Raw genomic sequence first — 16,085 nt, 5'->3', positions numbered from 1 at the left:
CGGGGCCACATCCTGTGGTTATTTCATTGCCAGAACAGGGAAAAACTGGAAAAATCCACCAAAAGGCATAGTTGTAAGAAAAGAAATTCGGGCATGGATCGGCGCAAGATGACGCTGCAGACGATCAAACAGCTCCCCCTGAAGCTGAAGAGCGCGCACAAGACGGATGTGCGCAGCCAGTTTGCCGCGCTTTGCTATCGCATCAACAACGGCAAGCCCGAAATCCTGTTGATCACCAGCCGCGGGTCGCATCGCTGGATCGTGCCCAAGGGCTGGCCGATGCATGGCGCCACGCCTGGTGAAGCCGCCCTGCAGGAAGCCTGGGAAGAGGCCGGCGTGCAGGGCAAGGTGATCGAGCGCTGCATCGGGCTGTTTTCCTACTCGAAGATGATGGACGGCAAGAAGAGCCTGCCGATCGTGGCGCTGGTCTATCCGGTGAAGGTGAAGGCGCTGGCCCAGGAGTTTCCCGAGGCCGGGCAGCGGCGGCGCAAGTGGTTTTCGCCGAAAAAGGCTGCGGCCAAGGTGAGCGAGCCGGAGCTGGCGCAGATCCTGAAAACCTTCGATCCGAAACTTCTCAAACAGTGAGATATCTTGCGCGCGGACGCGGGATGGTTATGTATATCCAGTCCTTTCGGAAACCATGACCATGATCCAGTTTTCCTTGAAATGCGCCGAGGGCCACAAGTTCGAGAGTTGGTTCCAATCGGCAGATGCCTTTGACAAGCTGCGCGCGGCGGGCCACGTGGCCTGTGCCGTCTGCGGCGGCACCGACGTGGAAAAGGCCGTGATGGCGCCACGGGTCAGCACCGCCCGCAAGAAGGTCCGGGCCGAAGAGCCGCAAGAACGCCCGTTGTCGGCCCCGGCGAGCCCGGCCGAGCAGGCGCTGGCCGAGCTGAAAGCGCATGTCGAGGCCAATTCCGAATATGTCGGCATGGAATTCGCCCGCGAGGCGCGCGCCATGCATGACGGCGACGCCCCGGAACGCGCGATCTATGGCGAGGCCAAGGCCGAGGATGCCCGCAAACTGCTGGAAGAGGGCATTCCGGTTGCGCCCCTGCCCTTCCGCCCGGGGCGTAAATCGAACTGATCGGAATGGTGGGTTGAAAACCCACCCTACCGCGCGGCGCCGGCCGGGGCTAAGGTGTGCATGAAAACGCAGCTTAGGGCGGAGAACAGACATGCATGTGGTGATTACAGGCGCGAACCGGGGGATCGGGAAGGCACTGGCCGAGGGCTATGCGGCACGTGGCGACGATGTGCGCGCGACCTCGCGCGACGGATCGACCGGGTTGGCACTGGACGTGGCCGAGCCCGCCGCGTTTGCGGGCCTTGCGCAGGCGCTGGACGGCAAGCCGGTGGACCTGTTGATCTGCAATGCCGGGATCTATGCCGACAAGGGCCAGAGCCTGGCCGATGGCTATCCGGCGCAGATGTGGGCCGACACGTTCGCAGTGAACGTGACCGGCGTGTTCCTGACGATCCAGGCGCTGCTGCCCAACCTGCAGATGGCCGAGGGCGCAAAGATCGCCATCATATCCAGCCAGATGGCCAGCGACGAGAAGGCGCCGGGCGGGTCCTATATCTATCGCGCGTCGAAGGCGGCGGCGCTGAACCTGGGCCGCAACCTGGCGGTGGACCTGAAGGACCTGGGCATCGCCGTGGGCATCTATCACCCCGGCTGGGTGCGCACCGACATGGGTGGCGGCGCGGCGGATATCGGTGTGGACGAGGCGCGCGACGGGCTGATGACGCGGTTCGACGCGCTGTCGGTGGCCAGCACCGGCGAGTTTCTGACATGGGACGGGCGGGTGCATCCGTTTTGAGCGGCTACGCGGAGCACCCCGAGAACATTCCGCACGATTTCGCACGGGCCTGGATGGCGCGGGATGCGCAGGCGCTGGCCGCGCTTTTTGCCAAGGACGCGGAGTTCGTCAACGTCGTGGGATTGTGGTGGCATGACCGCGCGGCGATCGAGCGCGCGCATGACTATGGCCTGCGGGTGATTTTCGCGCAAAGCACGCTGAGCCCGGGCACGGTGCGGGTGAAGCGTGTCGGCGACGATGTGGCCGTGGTGCAGTGCCGGTTCACGCTGTGCGGGCAGACCCTGCCCGACGGGAGCGAGGGCGGCGCGCGGCGCACGATCCTGACCTTCGTGGCCGAACGGCGCGACGGCGGCTGGCCGGTCGTGGCCGCACAGAACACCGACATCATCGACGGCGCGGAAACGCTGGCGCGCACCGATATGATGCGTCCGGCCGATTACCGGCGCTAGCGGGCGGTCCGCTCCCTCGGCTGCCGACCGGGGCGCTGCCCCGGACCCCGGAGTATTTCAGGCAAGATGAAAGGCGCGGGCCTGCGGCGGTATAGCCGTCTTGCTCTTGGGCGGGTTACGGCATAAACCGCGCTGGCAATTGAAGATGGGGAAGGCGTATGCCCGTTCTCGTGATGAAATTCGGCGGCACGTCGGTGGCCACGCTGGACCGGATCCGGCGGGCGGCCAAGCGCGTGGGTGTCGAGGTGGCCAAGGGCTATGACGTGATCGTCATCGTGAGCGCCATGGCCGGCAAGACCAACGAGCTGGTGGGCTGGGTCAACGAGACCTCGCCACTTTATGACGCGCGCGAATACGACGCGGTGGTCAGTTCCGGTGAAAACGTCACCGCGGGCCTGATGGCGTTGACGCTGCAGGAGATGGATATCCCGGCGCGCAGCTGGCAGGGCTGGCAGGTGCCGGTGAAGACCACCAGCGCGCACAGCCAGGCCCGGATCGAGGACATTCCGCCGGAAAACATCCGCGCCAAGTTCGACGAGGGCATGCGCGTGGCGGTGATCGCCGGGTTCCAGGGTGTGAGCCCCGAGGGCCGCATCACCACGCTGGGCCGGGGCGGCAGCGATACGACCGCGGTGGCCTTTGCCGCCGCTTTCGAGGCCGAGCGCTGCGACATCTACACCGACGTGGACGGCGTTTACACGACCGACCCGCGGATCTGCGACAAGGCACGCAAGCTTGACAAGATCGCCTTCGAGGAAATGCTGGAGCTGGCAAGCCTGGGCGCGAAGGTGCTGCAGACCCGCTCGGTCGAGCTGGCGATGCGCTATAACGTGAAGCTGCGCGTGCTGAGCAGTTTCGAGGAACAATCCGATGAGGCGGGCACGCTGGTCTGTGCCGAGGAGGACATCATGGAATCGAAAGTCGTCAACGGGATCGCCTATAGCCGCGACGAGGCGAAAATGACGCTCGTGTCGGTCGCGGACCGCCCCGGGATCGCCGCGGCCATCTTCGGCCCGCTGAGCGAGGCCGGCGTGAACGTGGACATGATCATCCAGAACATCGCCGAGGAAGGCCGCACCGACATGACCTTCTCGTGCCCCACCGACCAGGTGAAACGGGCCGAACAGGCGCTGAACGGGGCGAAGGACCGCGGCGAGATCAACTTCCACGACCTGATCGCCGACACCGACGTGGCCAAGATATCGGCCGTGGGCATCGGCATGCGCTCGCAATCGGGCGTCGCGGCGAAGATGTTCAAGACGCTGAGCGACGAGGGCATCAACATCAAGGTCATCGCCACCTCGGAGATCAAGATCAGCGTGCTGATCGACCGCAAATACATGGAGCTGGCCGTTCAGGCGCTGCATGACGCGTTCGAATTGGAAAAAGCTGCCTAATTTCCGCCAAGATTTTCGGCAATAGTCTTTGGACCGATCAAACCGGAGACGCTGCCGATGTCACCCGCCCCCCGAAGCCAGATGCCGAGACGCGGCAAATGGGCCTCAAAGCACACGCAAATCGAACAGGCCGCCCTGGGCGCCTCGATCGCGTTGATCGCGGTCCTGTCGGTTTATGTGCTGGTCGCTCCCGAACAACGGCTGTTGCTGGGGCTTTACATGGTGCTGTTCCCGGTGGGGCTTCTGGGGTTTGCGCTGCGCGGGCTCGCCTTTGACCAACTGGCCGAGCGGCTGAGCCGCGGGTTTGGCCGCCACCTGGCCAGCGACAGGTCGTATGAAAGGTTCTCGGATGCCGTGACGTTGACGGTTGCCGGGCTGATCCTGTGGGTGCTGCACGATGTCATCGCGGTGATCATGGCCGGGCGCGACCTGCTTGATATCGGGCTGGGCCTGTTGGTGCTGTCGCTGCTTCTGGGCGCATTTCTGGGCGATCTTCTGACCCGCGCCAAACGCCGCGAAAGCCGGAAAGACGCCCCTGACACGGCATCACCCCCGGCGCGCAACTGACGCGAAACGTGGCATTTCACACCGTGTTTCCCGCCTGAGGCGAGAAACCCGTTTCCCTTGCCATATGGCTGTGATCTATGATGGATAACAGTGTGCCCATGCGCGGAGCCCCGGGGGAAGACGACATTCATGTCCGACAAGAGCCTTACTGACAGCCGGCAGATGCTGGGCCGCCTGCGCGGGGTCATGGCCGAGGACAGCGCGGGCCAGGCACGTCTGGACAAGATCACCGGGCTGATCGCCGAGGAAATGCATTGCGAGGTGTGTTCGGTTTACCTGTTCCGCGACGAGGAAACGCTGGAACTGTGCGCGACCGAGGGCCTGAACCCCAGCGCCGTGCACGAAACCCGGATGCGGCTGGGCGAGGGCCTGGTGGGCCGGGTGGCCCGCACCGGGCGTATAATCAACACCGCCGATGCGCCGTCGGAGCGTGGCTTCCGCTACATGCCCGAGACGGGCGAAGAGATCTATTCGTCCTTCCTGGGCGTGCCGATCCAGCGGCTGGGCGAGAAGCTGGGTGTTCTGGTCGTGCAGTCGAAGGCCAAGCGCGAGTTTTCACCCGACGAGATCGAAGCGCTGGAAGTTGTTGCCATGGTGTTGGCCGAGATGGCCGAGCTGGGCGCCTTCGTTGGCGAAGGCGCGGCGCTGAAGGCGCGCCACACCCAGCCGGTGATGATCCGCGGCGGCACCGGGCAGGAAGGCGCGGCCGAGGGCCATGTCTGGCTGCACGAGCCCCGCGTGGTGGTCACCAACCCGATTGCCGACGACCCGCATCGCGAGCTGGAGCGGCTGCACGAGGCGGTGGAATCGCTGCGGGTGAGCGTCGACGAGATGCTGGAAGGCGCGCGCGGCGGTGACAGCGACCAGGTGCAGGTGCTGGAAGCCTACCGGATGTTCGCCAACTCGAAGGGCTGGCTGCGCCGGATGGAAGAGGACATCAGCCGAGGCCTGAGCGCCGAGGCGGCGGTGGAAAAAGAGCAATCGACCGCACGGGCGCGGATGGCACAGGTTAACGATGCCTATCTGCGCGAGCGTCTGCACGATCTGGATGACCTTTCAAACCGCCTGCTGCGCATCCTGACGGGACAGGGCAATGAAACCGGCGCCGAGATACCCGAGAACCCGGTCCTGATCGCGCGCAATATCGGCCCGGCGGAGCTGCTGGATTACGGGCGCAGCCTTAAGGGCATCGTGCTGGAGGAGGGCTCGGTCGGATCGCACGCGGCAATCGTGGCGCGTGCGCTGGCGATTCCGCTGGTCATTCATGCCGGGCGGATCACCACCGAGGCGCTGAACGGCGATCACATCATGGTGGATGGCGATCAGGGCGTTGTGCATCTGCGCCCCGACGAAACCGTGGTCAGCGCCTTTCGCGACAAGATGGCGATGCAGGCGCAGGCGCTGGAGCGCTATGCCTCGATCCGCGAGAAGCCGGCGACAAGCCTTGATGGCGAAACCATAGCGCTGCAGATGAATGCGGGGCTTATGGCCGATCTGCCGTCACTGGACAGTTCCGGGGCCGAGGGCGTGGGCCTGTTCCGCACCGAGCTGCAATTCCTGGTACGCAACCAGATGCCCAAGCGCAGCGAATTGTCGGCGCTTTACGCGCGGGTGCTGGATGCGGCGCATGGCAAGCGGGTGGTGTTCCGCACGCTCGATATCGGGTCGGACAAGGTGCTGCCCTACATGAAGCCGCAGGACGAGCCCAACCCGGCCCTGGGCTGGCGCGCGATCCGCGTGGGCCTGGACAAGCCCGGCGTGATGCGGATGCAATTGCAGGCGTTGTTGCGCGCGGCGGCGGGCCGGCCGCTGAGCGTGATGTTTCCCTTCATCGCCCAGCGCGAGGAATATGATGCCGCATGTGCCGAGATGGACAAGGCGCTGGAGCGCGAGCGCATCCTGGGCCACCCGATCCCCGAATGGCTGGAAGTGGGGGCGATGCTGGAGACGCCCAGCCTGGCCTTTGCACCGGACAAGTTCTTCAAGGAAGTCGGTTTCCTGTCGATCGGGGGCAATGACCTGAAGCAGTTCTTCTTTGCCGCCGACCGCGAGAACGAGCGCGTGCGGCGGCGCTATGACACGCTGAACGTGAGTTTCCTGAGCCTGATCGAACGGATCGTGGAGCGCTGTGCGGAACACGATACGCCGCTGAGTTTCTGCGGCGAGGATGCGGGACGGCCTGTCGAGGCGCTGTGCTTTGCCGCGATCGGGCTGCGCGCGCTGTCGATGCGGCCGGCCTCGATCGGGCCGGTCAAGAACGCGATCCGCCGGACAAACCTGGCCGAACTGCGCGAAATCATTCACGCCGCACGGGACCACGGCGATCAGTCGGTGCGCCCGGCGGTTGAGGCGTATCTGAGAAAAAACGGGGTGCTTTCCTGAACCCGCCCTTCAGGCGCGGTTGACCTTGGGCGGTTCCACCCGCAGGCGCAGCTCTTCAACCAATTCGGCATGATCGCGGTCGGCGGTGATGGCCAGCCGGCGCAGGCCGAAATGCACATGCGCCATTTCCTGATAATAGTTGGTATAGGCATAGTTCGTGGCCGCGCCGGCCACGGCGCCCAGCACCGGCACCGATTGCGCGGCGAGTTTCTGCCCCAGCACCACGCCAAGGCGCGGCGCCACGCGGGCAATAAGCGCCTGCAAGGCCTGGCCTGTTACGATCATGCGGGTGGAGATGAAGGCGAGATCGCTGCCATCGTCGGCTTCGAGCGGGCCGGCGGCGGCAAAGACCTGCAGGCAATCGAATTCAACGCCCTCTTCGTGCGGATCGAAACCGTGTTCGACGGCGATGCCCTGGATCACGCGTAGAAGGATGGTTGTGGTGACCGGCAGTTCCGCCAATGCCGAGGGCAACCCGCCCATGCCGCCCGCCGCGCCCATCGCGGTGGTGACGGCGGTATTGAGCCAACCCGGCTGATCGCGCACTACCCCGCGCGAGTCGCGCGCGGTGCGCAGCGCCAGACGCAGCGCCCGTTCGGTCTGAGCGTCCAGTTGGGTGCGGATGTTTTCGGGCAGGCGGTCGAGCAGAGATTCGGCCTGCCCGCCGATGAGGTTGAGCAATTGCAGACCCGCGCCCCCGGCCCCACGATAGCGCTGGGCCAGCGCATCGAGCTGGCCCTCGACATCAAGATCAGCGGGCGGGATTTCGAGAATTTCCATGCATCACCTTTGCAAAACCTGCCTTAAGAGATTGCCAACGGGCGACATGGTTTCAAGCGTCGCGGGTGACTTTGCCGGTGATCCCGTCCCAGGCGCCGGGGGTGAGAGCAAGCCCAAGAACGCGCGCGGGGTTGGTGGGCGGCGGCATTTCAACCCCGGACAGCCGGGTGAAGCCGAACCGCCCGTAATAGGGTGCGTCGCCCACGAGCATGACCCGCTGCCAGCCGCTTTTCCTTGCGATTTCGAGGCTTTCACGAATGAGGAGGCCGCCCAGCCCTTCGCCCTGGTGGGTGGGGTGCACCGCCACCGGCCCCAGAAGCAGGGCGTGCGCCGCACCGATACGCACCGGCCAGAAGCGGATCGCGCCCGCGAGGATGCCGTCTTCGCGCGCCACCAGCGACAGGCCCGGCACGGGATCGACGCCATCGCGCAGGCGGTAGGACGACAACGCCGTGCGCCCCGGCGCAAAGCACAGGTCATAGAGCGCTTCGACCTCCCACCAGTCCTCGGCGCTTTCAGGCAAAAGCTCGAACACCGCAAATCCTCACTCCCGGGGTGGAATCGCCCCTAGCACGGGGGTAGAGACGGATCAAACGGATAAGGAAACGCGCGACATGTTCTACAGACCCGAAGACGGCCACGGCCTGCCCCACAACCCGTTCAACGCCCTGATCGTGCCCCGTCCGATCGGCTGGATCTCGACCCGGGGCAGCGATGGGGTGGACAACCTGGCGCCCTATTCGTTCTTCAATGGCTGCGCCTACACGCCGCCACAGGTGATGTTCGCCACCACCGGCGTGAAAGAGGATCGCGAGGGCACCAAGGACAGCCTGGCCAATATCCGCGAAACGGGCGTGTTTTGCGTGAATATCGTGGCTCAGGGAATGACGGACGCGATGAACGCCAGTTCCAAGACCCTGCCCGCCGACCAGTCCGAGTTCGATCATGCCGGGCTGGAACGCGCCGAGTGCGAAACCATCGCCTGCGCGCGTGTCAAGGATGCGCCAGCGTCGATGGAATGCAAGATGACCCAGATCGTAAAGATCGAAGGCGAGGCGAATTACGTCTGTTTCGGCACGGTCACGGGCATTCACATGCGCGACGATTGCATCGTCGACGGCATGTTCGACGTCACGCGCTTTACCCCGCTTGCGCGGCTGGGATACCGGGACTACTCGGTGGTGACCGAGACGTTCACGCTGGCCCGGCCCGACGACTGATCAGGGCTGCGCCGCAAGCGCGGCGCAGGGGCCGTGGCGGGGACAGGTGACCAGGTGATCGTTGACCATGCCCACGGCCTGCATGAAGGCATAGACGATGGTGGGGCCGCAGAACTTGAACCCCGCCTGTTTGAGGTCCTTGGAAACCTGTTTCGACAGGGCGGTTTCGGCCGGCACCTCGGCCAGAGTGGACCAGCGATTCTGGATCGGCGCGCCATCGACATAGGACCACAGGAACCGGTCGAAGCCCTCGCCGGCCTCGATCTCGGCCCAGGCGCGGGCATTGCCTATGGTGGCCTCGATCTTGCCGCGGTGGCGGATGATGCCGGGATCTGCCAGCAGGCGCTGAACATCGGACTCGTCCCAGGTTGCGATCTTGTGGGGATCGAAGCCCTGAAAGGCGGCGCGGAAGTTTTCGCGCTTTTTCAGGATGGTGATCCAGCTGAGCCCGGCCTGAAAACCATCGAGGATCAGCTTTTCCCAGAGCGCACGGCTGTCCCATTCGGGCACGCCCCACTCGGTATCGTGGTAGTCGAGATAGATCTGATCGGGCCCGGCCCAGCCGCAACGCTCCATACGCGCTCCTTTCATGATCGGCCGCCTTCGGGTGCGCGGGCCGCGTTTAACCGGGTTTTAGCAAATCCGCTGCAAGACTGCACCCAACCGATACGGAGGAGCGGATGCAGCGCCGAAACCGGAAGACCTGGGCCGACATTCCCGCCGGCCATGAGGACCCGCTGAGCTATGCCGTGACCACGCGGAACCGATCGACCATGGAGATGGTCGAGGATGCGGTGCGGCGCAAGCGGGTGTTGCTGGCCTACCAGCCGGTGGTGCAGGCGGGCCGAACCGATCACGTGGCATTCTACGAGGCTCTGATCCGCGTGCAGGACACCTCCGGCCGCGTCATCCCCGCGCGCGAGTTCATTACCCGGGTGGAGGAAACCGAAACAGGGCGCCTGCTGGATTGCATCGCGCTGGAGAAAGGGCTGCGCGCGTTGGCCGAAGAACCGGCGCTGCGCCTGTCGGTGAACATGTCGGCGCGCTCGATCGGCTACGAGAAATGGATGCGCACCCTGCGCCGGGGATTGCAGCGTGACCCCACGGTGGGCGAGCGGCTGATCCTGGAGATCACCGAAAGCTCGGCCATGACGGTGCCCGAGCTGGTGGTCAGCTTCATGAGCGAGCTGGGGCGCAAGGGGATCAGCTTTGCGCTGGATGATTTCGGGGCGGGGCAGACCTCGTTCCGCTACCTACGGGATTTCATGTTCGATCTCCTGAAGATCGACGGGCAGTTCATCCGTGGCATCCACGCCAATCCCGACAACTAGGTGCTGACCCGGGCCCTGGTCGCCGTGGCGCAGCAATTCGACATGTTCACCGTGGCCGAGTTTGTCGAAAATGCCGAGGATGCGGCCTATCTGGCGACCATCGGGGTGGATTGCCTGCAGGGCTATTTTTTCGCTGCGCCGACAGTGCGCCCGCCCTGGCAGGACGCGCCCCGGGCCCGCGCCAGCGCCTGACGGCGCAATGCCGCGCATGCAAAGGCATACCGAGAGTTGCCGCAGCGCGGCAAATCCGCTATGCACAGCGCGAAGGCGGTGGGGGATGCGCCGGCCAGACGGGCCTGATGCGCGCCCCTGCCCCACCCAGGGAAGAGGACTTCGCCCATGACCAATGTCGTTATCGCCTCCGCGGCCCGCACCGCCGTAGGCTCGTTCAACGGAGCGTTTGCCAACACGCCCGCCCATGACCTGGGCACCGCCGTTCTGGAGGCGCTGGTCGCGCGCGCCGGGATCGACAAGGCCGACGTGTCAGAAACCATCCTGGGCCAGGTGCTGACCGCCGGCCAGGGCCAGAACCCCGCCCGCCAGGCCCATATCAACGCTGGCCTGCCGATCGAAAGCGCCGCCTGGAGCATCAACCAGGTCTGCGGATCGGGCCTGCGCGCGGTAGCGCTGGGCGCACAGCACATCCAGCTGGGCGATGCCGATATCGTGGCCGCCGGCGGCCAAGAGAACATGACGCTCTCCCCGCATGTCGCGCATCTGCGCGCAGGCGTGAAAATGGGCGACATGAAATACATCGACAGCATGATCAAGGACGGTCTGTGGGATGCCTTCAACGGCTATCACATGGGCCAGACGGCAGAGAATGTCGCCGAGAAGTGGCAGATCAACCGCGACATGCAGGACGAGTTCGCCGTCGCCAGCCAGAATAAGGCCGAAGCCGCTCAGAAGGCAGGCAAGTTCGACGACGAAGTGATCCCCTTCACCGTGAAGACGCGCAAGGGCGATATCGTGGTCGACAAGGATGAATACATCCGCCACGGCGCCACCATGGACGCGATGGCCAAGCTGCGCCCGGCCTTTACCAAGGATGGCAGCGTGACGGCGGCCAACGCGAGCGGCATCAACGACGGCGCTGCCGGCGTCCTGCTGATGAGCGCCGAGAATGCCGAGAAGCGCGGGATCGAGCCGCTGGCGCGGATTGTTTCCTATGCCACGGTCGGCCTTGACCCGACGATCATGGGCGTGGGCCCGATCTATGCCAGCCGCAAGGCCCTGGAAAAGGCCGGCTGGAAGCCCGAGGACCTGGAACTGGTCGAGGCGAACGAAGCCTTTGCCGCCCAGGCCTGCGCGGTGAACAAGGACATGGGCTGGGATCCGGCGATCGTGAACGTGAACGGCGGCGCGATTGCCATCGGCCACCCGATCGGCGCCTCCGGCGCACGCATCCTGAACACCCTGCTGTTCGAGATGAAGCGCCGCGACGCCAAGAAAGGCCTGGCGACTCTGTGCATCGGCGGCGGCATGGGCGTGGCCATGTGCGTCGAGCGCCCGTAAGATGAACAGAAGGGCGGCCCGGGCCATCGCGGCCGCCCTTTCTTTCGGCCTTGCCGGGGCCAATGCGGGCACAGCCCAGAACCGCCAGCCGATCTCGACCAGCCTGACCGAATGCGCGGTGATCTACGAGGAAATCGCAACGGAAGGCGCACGACGCGGCGCGATGTCCCGCCCCGAGATCCCCGAATTGCAGGAGAACGCGCAACGCTTTCGCGTGGAAGCGCTGGCGCAAGCAAGGCGAGAGGGGCGGCGCGATCCGAAATCCCACCTGGAAGAGGAGACCACGCGCCTGACCAGCAAATGGGACGGGCGTTTCGCCAACCTGCTGGAGATTCGCAACAATGCCGACTGGCTCGACTACTGTCGCGCGCTGGGCCGTTCGCGAGGGATTGTGGACCGGTGAGAGGGAAAAGGCGCAAAATCTGCCGCGACGCAGCATTTTCTTTGCGCAATAATGTTGCGCACTGGCGGCAAACTGAGTAACAGCATTACCAACACAACACGAGATTCTGGAGGAACATCATGGGTAGAGTTGCATTGGTCACCGGCGGATCGCGCGGGATTGGCGCGGCCATTTCGAAGGCTTTGAAAGGCGCAGGCTATGAGGTGGCGGCCACCTATGCCGGCAATGACGAAGCCGCGGCCAAGTTCACCGAGGAAACCGGCATCAAGACCTACAAGTGGAACGTGGCCGACTATGACGAATCGAAAGCGGGCATCGAGAAGGTCGAGGCCGACCTGGGCCCGATCGACGTGGTGGTGGCCAACGCCGGCATCACCCGCGACGCGCCTTTCCACAAGATGACGCCCGAACAGTGGCACCAGGTCGTCGACACCAACCTGACCGGCGTGTTCAACACCGTGCACCCTGTCTGGCCCGGCATGCGCGAGCGCAAGTTCGGCCGGGTGATCGTGATTTCGTCGATCAATGGCCAGAAAGGTCAGTTCGCCCAGGTCAACTATGCCGCCACCAAGGCCGGCGACCTGGGTATCGTCAAATCGCTGGCCCAGGAAGGTGCACGCGCGGGCATCACCGCCAACGCGATCTGCCCGGGCTATATCGCCACCGACATGGTGATGGCGGTTCCGGAAAAGGTGCGTGACTCGATCATCGCGCAAATCCCGACCGGCCGCCTGGGCGAGCCGGAAGAGATTGCCCGCTGCGTCGTGTTCCTGGCATCGGACGATGCCGGGTTCATCAACGGCAGCACGATTTCCGCGAATGGCGGTCAGTTCTTCGTCTGAACCTCAGGCACATGCATCGAGGGGCCGTGCCGCGAGGCGCGGCCCTTTCATTTTGACGCTCAGCAGACCCGTCAGCACGGCCACGACCGCGCGGAAGGCCTCAGCCCGCGCGGCATGGGCGCGGGCATAATGCGATTGCATTTCTCCGGTGGTTGCAGTTTCCAGCATGGCGAACCTCATTTCGTTCAGAATTTCCTATGCGTTCAACATATTTTCCCTGTAAAGAAAGAACAAACGAGACTTATTGCTTCCATGGGCAAGAAATTCTTAATCATATGAGCGACCGCCTTCCACCCCTGACCGCCTTGCGCGCCTTTGATGCCGCTGCCCGTCACATGTCATTTTCCCAGGCTGCGGCCGAGTTGCATGTGACCCCGGCGGCACTGTCATTCCAGATCAAGTCACTCGAAGAGCACTTGGGCGCACCGCTGTTCCGGCGGCTGACCCGCCGCGTGGAACTGACCGAGGCCGGCCGCGCGCTGGCACCGGGTGCGAAGGACGGGTTCGAGACGCTGGTGGCCGCATGGCGGGCCGCGCAGCGGGTGCTGGACAGCACAACACTGACGTTGACGGCAGGACCGGCCTTTACCGCCAAATGGCTGGCGCCACGCATCTACGAGTTTGCCCGCGCCCATCCCGACATCGACCTGCGGTTTGCCGCCAGTCTGCGCCGCATGGATTTCGAGAGAGACGAAATCGATGTGGCGATCCGCTTTGGTTACGGCCCCGATCCGGGGCTTTATGCTGTACCGCTGCGCCGCGAATGGGTGACGCCGGTGATGACACCGGAACTGGCTGAAAAATACCCGACACCCGAAAGCCTGACAGGGGCACCGTTGATGTTCGACGATTCGATCGACTTCCTGGATCCGCCCTGCGACTGGCCGACGTGGTTTCGCGCCGTGGGGGTGAATTTTGTGCCAAAGCATGGCCCGCATTTTTCCCAGGCTGACCATGCTGTCGATGCCGCCGTGGCAGGTGCCGGCGTGGTTCTGGGGCGGCGGGCAATGGTCCTGAAGGAAATCGCCGATGGCCGCCTGGTCGCGCCCTATGGCGTGGCACTGGAATCGAAGGCGCGGTTCCGGTTCCTGTGCCGCGAAGGCGCAGAGACGCAACCGCGCATCGCCGCGTTCCGCGACTGGGTGCTTGCGGAGATCGAGAAAACCGCGTTTATCTCCGAGCGCCTGACCATCATCCCTGTCGAGGACATCCCTTCCCCATGACCCGGTCCACAGCCACGGCCATTGGCTTTGTCGCCGTCCTTCTATGGGCGTTGCTGGCGCTTCTGACGGTGGGCAGCGCGCCGACGCCGCCCCTTCTGCTGAACGCGATCTGTTTTGCCATCGGCGGGGCAATTGGCGTGATCTGGACCTTTGCCACCGGCGGTTGGGGCAAGCTGCGCGGCATCGGATGGCGCGTCTATGTCTTTGGTACGCTGGGGCTTTTTGGTTATCACGCGCTGTATTTCAGCGCGCTGCGGCTGGCACCGCCCGCCGAGGCGGGGCTGATTGCCTATCTCTGGCCGTTGCTGATCGTGCTGTTTTCCGGGCTGCTGCCGGGCGAGCGGCTGCGCGCGGGGCATTTTTTCGGCGCGGTGATGGGGTTTGCAGGCGCGGCACTGATCATCGGTGGTGGCGCGGGGTTTTCCGGCGGGGCCCTGCCCGGCTACCTTCTGGCGCTGGGCTGTGCGCTGACGTGGTCGGGATACTCGGTTCTGTCGCGCCGATTGGGCCATGCGCCAACGGAAACCGTGGCGGTGTTCTGCCTGGCCACGGCGGTGCTGTCCGCCGGGTTGCACATGACGATGGAAGAAACGGTATGGCCCAAAGAAACGCTGGGCTGGGCCTCGGCGCTGGGCCTGGGCCTTGGGCCGGTTGGCCTAGCCTTCTACGTCTGGGACATCGGCGTGAAGCGCGGCGATATCCAGCTTCTCGGCGTCGCGTCCTATGCGGCGCCGCTCTTGTCTACACTGATCCTTGTCCTGGCCGGCATTGCCGCGCCAAGCTGGGTTCTTGCCGTTTCGGCCCTGTTGATTACCGGCGGCGCGGCTCTGGCCGCGCGCGCCAGCATGACAGGCTGAGCCTTATTCCGCCGCCACGTCGAGGCGGGCGATCTCTTCCTTGATCCGCAACTTCTGCTTTTTCAGTTCGGCAATCTCGGCGTCCGAGGTCCCGGGCGCGCGCTGAAGCGCTTCGACCTTGTCCGAGAGGGTCTGGTGTTTCTTCTTCAGTTCCTCGACATGCGAACTCAAGCTCATTGGCATCCTCCTCTCATGTAAAAGCCATGTAACAAGTGCAGCACAAAATTTGCGACCTGTCACGCATGATCCGTATCCAATTCGCGGATACACTTTGAGATGTAGGTAAGATTTCAGCCGGGAAAAGGCAGCGCCGCGCCGTCACGCAGCACCAAGCGAATGTCTTCGCTGTAATTTTCGCGGTCGCCATCGTGCAGCGGGGCGTCATGCATGACCAGCCCGGCATGCAGGCGAAAGGCCGCGCGACCCTCCTTGCGGGCGCGCAGGATCACCAATTGGCTGTCGCGTCCGGGTCGGGGAATCAGCGGCAGGAGCTGAAGCGACCCGAGCCTGTCGCGCGCGGCCGCGAGGATCTCGGGCAGGCGGTCGGCGCGCTGGATGAGATGCAGGTACCCCTTCGGCACGAGCCGGCGCGCGGCGGCGTCGATCCAGGCCGAGAGCGGCGTGGGCCCCCCGAGCGCGGTTTCGCGGGCCCCATCCGGCGCGGCGGTGCCTGAGCTGCGGTCGAAGTAGGGCGGGTTCATGATCACGTGATCGAACCGCCGCGATTTCAATATGGCAGGCATCGCGGCGAGATCGCCCTCGACCACCTCGAACGGGATGTCGTTTTCAGCACTGTTGCGGCGGGCCAGGGCCGCGAAGGATGGTTGAAGTTCGAGCCCGACCAGCGTGAGCCCGGGCACACGCGCCCCGAGGCACAGCGCCGCCGCCCCTGCCCCGCAGCCCATATCGAGCACCGATTGCCCGAGCTGTGCATTCACGGATGCCGCCAGCAACACCGGATCGACCCCGGCGCGATAGCCTTTGCGCGGCTGGTAAAGCTGTAGCCGCCCGCCCAGGAACCTGTCGCAGGTCAGATCATCCATCGGTGTCGATGCCATTGTCGTGCATCACGCGCAGCGCCGCATCGAAATCGTCCGACGGCACCATCAGGCGGCGCGGCAGAATACCGATCGAACCTTCCAGAACGCTCATGTTTACGTCCATTTCAAAGGCCGCTATACCCTCGCCCTGAAGCAGCGCCTTGGCGAAGGCGATTATGGTCGGGTCATTGGTGCGCAGGAGCTGTTTCATGATGGGGACATAAGGGCATGGCCCGGCATTTGTCGAGCCTTGCGA

20 protein-coding genes and 1 pseudogene are annotated in these 16,085 nt (G+C 64.5%); 14 read left to right on the top strand and 7 right to left on the bottom strand.

Annotated features, from left to right (window positions below; translation table 11 throughout):
* The first annotated feature begins 93 nt into the window (after positions 1-93).
* From E0501_RS19755 to ptsP, 7 genes are all read left to right on the top strand, one after another.
* On the top strand, positions 94-585 hold the full coding sequence (locus tag E0501_RS19755) for an NUDIX hydrolase (RefSeq protein ID WP_235857920.1): 492 nt from the start codon (positions 94-96) through the stop codon (positions 583-585).
* A gap of 61 nt (positions 586-646) precedes the next feature.
* A complete protein-coding gene (locus E0501_RS19750) occupies positions 647-1,087 on the top strand; it encodes a DUF1178 family protein (RefSeq protein WP_137703138.1) in 441 nt (146 codons plus the stop codon).
* Between the two features lie 91 nt (positions 1,088-1,178).
* The gene (locus E0501_RS19745; protein ID WP_137703137.1) at positions 1,179-1,823 is read left to right on the top strand and encodes an SDR family NAD(P)-dependent oxidoreductase; all 645 of its coding nucleotides are present in this window, start codon (positions 1,179-1,181) and stop codon (positions 1,821-1,823) included.
* The gene (locus tag E0501_RS19740; RefSeq protein ID WP_235857919.1) at positions 1,820-2,272 is read left to right on the top strand and encodes an SgcJ/EcaC family oxidoreductase; all 453 of its coding nucleotides are present in this window, start codon (positions 1,820-1,822) and stop codon (positions 2,270-2,272) included. Before E0501_RS19745 ends, E0501_RS19740 begins: the two co-directional genes overlap by 4 nt.
* A 158-nt stretch (positions 2,273-2,430) precedes the next feature.
* Entirely contained in the window at positions 2,431-3,669 is a 1,239-nt protein-coding gene (locus E0501_RS19735; RefSeq protein WP_137703135.1) for an aspartate kinase, read from the top strand.
* A gap of 57 nt (positions 3,670-3,726) precedes the next feature.
* The gene (locus E0501_RS19730) at positions 3,727-4,236 is read left to right on the top strand and encodes a hypothetical protein (RefSeq protein WP_137703134.1); all 510 of its coding nucleotides are present in this window, start codon (positions 3,727-3,729) and stop codon (positions 4,234-4,236) included.
* Between the two features lie 129 nt (positions 4,237-4,365).
* Positions 4,366-6,618 (top strand): phosphoenolpyruvate--protein phosphotransferase, encoded by a 2,253-nt coding sequence (gene ptsP, locus E0501_RS19725; RefSeq protein WP_137703133.1) that lies wholly within the window; start codon positions 4,366-4,368, stop codon positions 6,616-6,618.
* 9 nt (positions 6,619-6,627) lie between these two features.
* On the opposite strand, the gene E0501_RS19720 is transcribed toward ptsP, so the two are convergent.
* Positions 6,628-7,398 (bottom strand): EcsC family protein, encoded by a 771-nt coding sequence (locus tag E0501_RS19720; protein WP_137703132.1) that lies wholly within the window; start codon positions 7,396-7,398, stop codon positions 6,628-6,630.
* 52 nt (positions 7,399-7,450) lie between these two features.
* On the bottom strand, positions 7,451-7,933 hold the full coding sequence (locus E0501_RS19715) for a GNAT family N-acetyltransferase (RefSeq protein WP_137703131.1): 483 nt from the start codon (positions 7,931-7,933) through the stop codon (positions 7,451-7,453).
* A 79-nt stretch (positions 7,934-8,012) separates the two neighbouring features.
* On the opposite strand from E0501_RS19715, the gene E0501_RS19710 reads away from it, so the two are divergent.
* The gene (locus tag E0501_RS19710; protein ID WP_137703130.1) at positions 8,013-8,618 is read left to right on the top strand and encodes a flavin reductase family protein; all 606 of its coding nucleotides are present in this window, start codon (positions 8,013-8,015) and stop codon (positions 8,616-8,618) included.
* On the opposite strand, the gene E0501_RS19705 is transcribed toward E0501_RS19710, so the two are convergent.
* A complete protein-coding gene (locus tag E0501_RS19705; protein ID WP_137703211.1) occupies positions 8,619-9,194 on the bottom strand; it encodes a DNA-3-methyladenine glycosylase I in 576 nt (191 codons plus the stop codon).
* A 104-nt stretch (positions 9,195-9,298) separates the two neighbouring features.
* Between E0501_RS19705 and E0501_RS19700 the strand changes: the two are divergent.
* The 4 genes and pseudogenes from E0501_RS19700 to phbB all read left to right on the top strand — a co-directional run bounded on the left by E0501_RS19700 (position 9,299) and on the right by phbB (position 12,709).
* Positions 9,299-10,141 (top strand): annotated as a pseudogene (locus E0501_RS19700) (EAL domain-containing protein).
* 147 nt (positions 10,142-10,288) lie between these two features.
* Positions 10,289-11,464 (top strand): acetyl-CoA C-acetyltransferase, encoded by a 1,176-nt coding sequence (locus E0501_RS19695; RefSeq protein WP_137703129.1) that lies wholly within the window; start codon positions 10,289-10,291, stop codon positions 11,462-11,464.
* Between the two features lies 1 nt (position 11,465).
* The gene (locus E0501_RS19690) at positions 11,466-11,867 is read left to right on the top strand and encodes a hypothetical protein (protein WP_137703128.1); all 402 of its coding nucleotides are present in this window, start codon (positions 11,466-11,468) and stop codon (positions 11,865-11,867) included.
* A gap of 119 nt (positions 11,868-11,986) precedes the next feature.
* Positions 11,987-12,709, top strand: a complete 723-nt coding sequence (gene phbB / locus E0501_RS19685) for an acetoacetyl-CoA reductase (RefSeq protein ID WP_137703127.1) — start codon at positions 11,987-11,989, stop codon at positions 12,707-12,709.
* A 3-nt stretch (positions 12,710-12,712) separates the two neighbouring features.
* Here the strand turns inward: phbB and E0501_RS21220 are convergent, their stop codons facing one another.
* A complete protein-coding gene (locus E0501_RS21220) occupies positions 12,713-12,877 on the bottom strand; it encodes a hypothetical protein (RefSeq protein WP_161594671.1) in 165 nt (54 codons plus the stop codon).
* Between the two features lie 107 nt (positions 12,878-12,984).
* Between E0501_RS21220 and E0501_RS19680 the strand changes: the two genes are divergently transcribed.
* Both E0501_RS19680 and yddG read left to right on the top strand, forming a co-directional pair.
* Complete coding sequence (locus E0501_RS19680; protein WP_137703126.1) at positions 12,985-13,932, top strand: transcriptional regulator GcvA; 948 nt, start codon at positions 12,985-12,987, stop codon at positions 13,930-13,932.
* A complete protein-coding gene (gene yddG / locus E0501_RS19675; protein WP_137703125.1) occupies positions 13,929-14,789 on the top strand; it encodes an aromatic amino acid exporter YddG in 861 nt (286 codons plus the stop codon). The genes E0501_RS19680 and yddG overlap by 4 nt, the downstream gene beginning before the upstream one ends.
* Positions 14,790-14,792: 3 nt before the next feature.
* Here the strand turns inward: yddG and E0501_RS19670 are convergent, their stop codons facing one another.
* From E0501_RS19670 to E0501_RS19660, 3 genes are all read right to left on the bottom strand, one after another.
* A complete protein-coding gene (locus E0501_RS19670; protein WP_137703124.1) occupies positions 14,793-14,966 on the bottom strand; it encodes a YdcH family protein in 174 nt (57 codons plus the stop codon).
* Positions 14,967-15,079: 113 nt separating this feature from the next.
* Positions 15,080-15,847 (bottom strand): tRNA1(Val) (adenine(37)-N6)-methyltransferase, encoded by a 768-nt coding sequence (locus tag E0501_RS19665; RefSeq protein WP_137703123.1) that lies wholly within the window; start codon positions 15,845-15,847, stop codon positions 15,080-15,082.
* Positions 15,825-16,040 carry a putative signal transducing protein gene (locus E0501_RS19660; protein ID WP_137703122.1) on the bottom strand — a complete coding sequence of 72 codons (216 nt, stop codon included), beginning with the start codon at positions 16,038-16,040 and terminating at the stop codon, positions 15,825-15,827. Before E0501_RS19660 ends, E0501_RS19665 begins: the two co-directional genes overlap by 23 nt.
* Positions 16,041-16,085: the final 45 nt, after the last annotated feature.

Origin of the sequence: Marimonas lutisalis (assembly GCF_005434965.1) — a bacterium.
GTDB classification, from domain to species: Bacteria; Pseudomonadota; Alphaproteobacteria; order Rhodobacterales; family Rhodobacteraceae; genus Marimonas_A; species Marimonas_A lutisalis.
The sequence above is the reverse complement of the archived record's forward strand: the minus strand, read 5'-3'. Positions and strand labels throughout refer to the sequence as shown.

What these genes read in the sequence shown, in the direction of transcription:
- E0501_RS19755 (WP_235857920.1), top strand. Translation starts at nt 94, where the DNA reads ATGGATCGGCGCAAGATGACGCTGCAGACGATCAAACAGCTCCCCCTG.
- E0501_RS19750 (WP_137703138.1), top strand. Translation starts at nt 647, where the DNA reads ATGATCCAGTTTTCCTTGAAATGCGCCGAGGGCCACAAGTTCGAGAGT.
- E0501_RS19745 (WP_137703137.1), top strand. Translation starts at nt 1,179, where the DNA reads ATGCATGTGGTGATTACAGGCGCGAACCGGGGGATCGGGAAGGCACTG.
- E0501_RS19735 (WP_137703135.1), top strand. Translation starts at nt 2,431, where the DNA reads ATGCCCGTTCTCGTGATGAAATTCGGCGGCACGTCGGTGGCCACGCTG.
- E0501_RS19730 (WP_137703134.1), top strand. Translation starts at nt 3,727, where the DNA reads ATGTCACCCGCCCCCCGAAGCCAGATGCCGAGACGCGGCAAATGGGCC.
- ptsP (WP_137703133.1), top strand. Translation starts at nt 4,366, where the DNA reads ATGTCCGACAAGAGCCTTACTGACAGCCGGCAGATGCTGGGCCGCCTG.
- E0501_RS19720 (WP_137703132.1), bottom strand. Translation starts at nt 7,398, where the DNA reads ATGGAAATTCTCGAAATCCCGCCCGCTGATCTTGATGTCGAGGGCCAG.
- E0501_RS19710 (WP_137703130.1), top strand. Translation starts at nt 8,013, where the DNA reads ATGTTCTACAGACCCGAAGACGGCCACGGCCTGCCCCACAACCCGTTC.
- E0501_RS19705 (WP_137703211.1), bottom strand. Translation starts at nt 9,194, where the DNA reads ATGGAGCGTTGCGGCTGGGCCGGGCCCGATCAGATCTATCTCGACTAC.
- E0501_RS19695 (WP_137703129.1), top strand. Translation starts at nt 10,289, where the DNA reads ATGACCAATGTCGTTATCGCCTCCGCGGCCCGCACCGCCGTAGGCTCG.
- E0501_RS19690 (WP_137703128.1), top strand. Translation starts at nt 11,466, where the DNA reads ATGAACAGAAGGGCGGCCCGGGCCATCGCGGCCGCCCTTTCTTTCGGC.
- phbB (WP_137703127.1), top strand. Translation starts at nt 11,987, where the DNA reads ATGGGTAGAGTTGCATTGGTCACCGGCGGATCGCGCGGGATTGGCGCG.
- E0501_RS21220 (WP_161594671.1), bottom strand. Translation starts at nt 12,877, where the DNA reads ATGCTGGAAACTGCAACCACCGGAGAAATGCAATCGCATTATGCCCGC.
- E0501_RS19680 (WP_137703126.1), top strand. Translation starts at nt 12,985, where the DNA reads ATGAGCGACCGCCTTCCACCCCTGACCGCCTTGCGCGCCTTTGATGCC.
- yddG (WP_137703125.1), top strand. Translation starts at nt 13,929, where the DNA reads ATGACCCGGTCCACAGCCACGGCCATTGGCTTTGTCGCCGTCCTTCTA.
- E0501_RS19670 (WP_137703124.1), bottom strand. Translation starts at nt 14,966, where the DNA reads ATGAGCTTGAGTTCGCATGTCGAGGAACTGAAGAAGAAACACCAGACC.
- E0501_RS19665 (WP_137703123.1), bottom strand. Translation starts at nt 15,847, where the DNA reads ATGGCATCGACACCGATGGATGATCTGACCTGCGACAGGTTCCTGGGC.
- E0501_RS19660 (WP_137703122.1), bottom strand. Translation starts at nt 16,040, where the DNA reads ATGAAACAGCTCCTGCGCACCAATGACCCGACCATAATCGCCTTCGCC.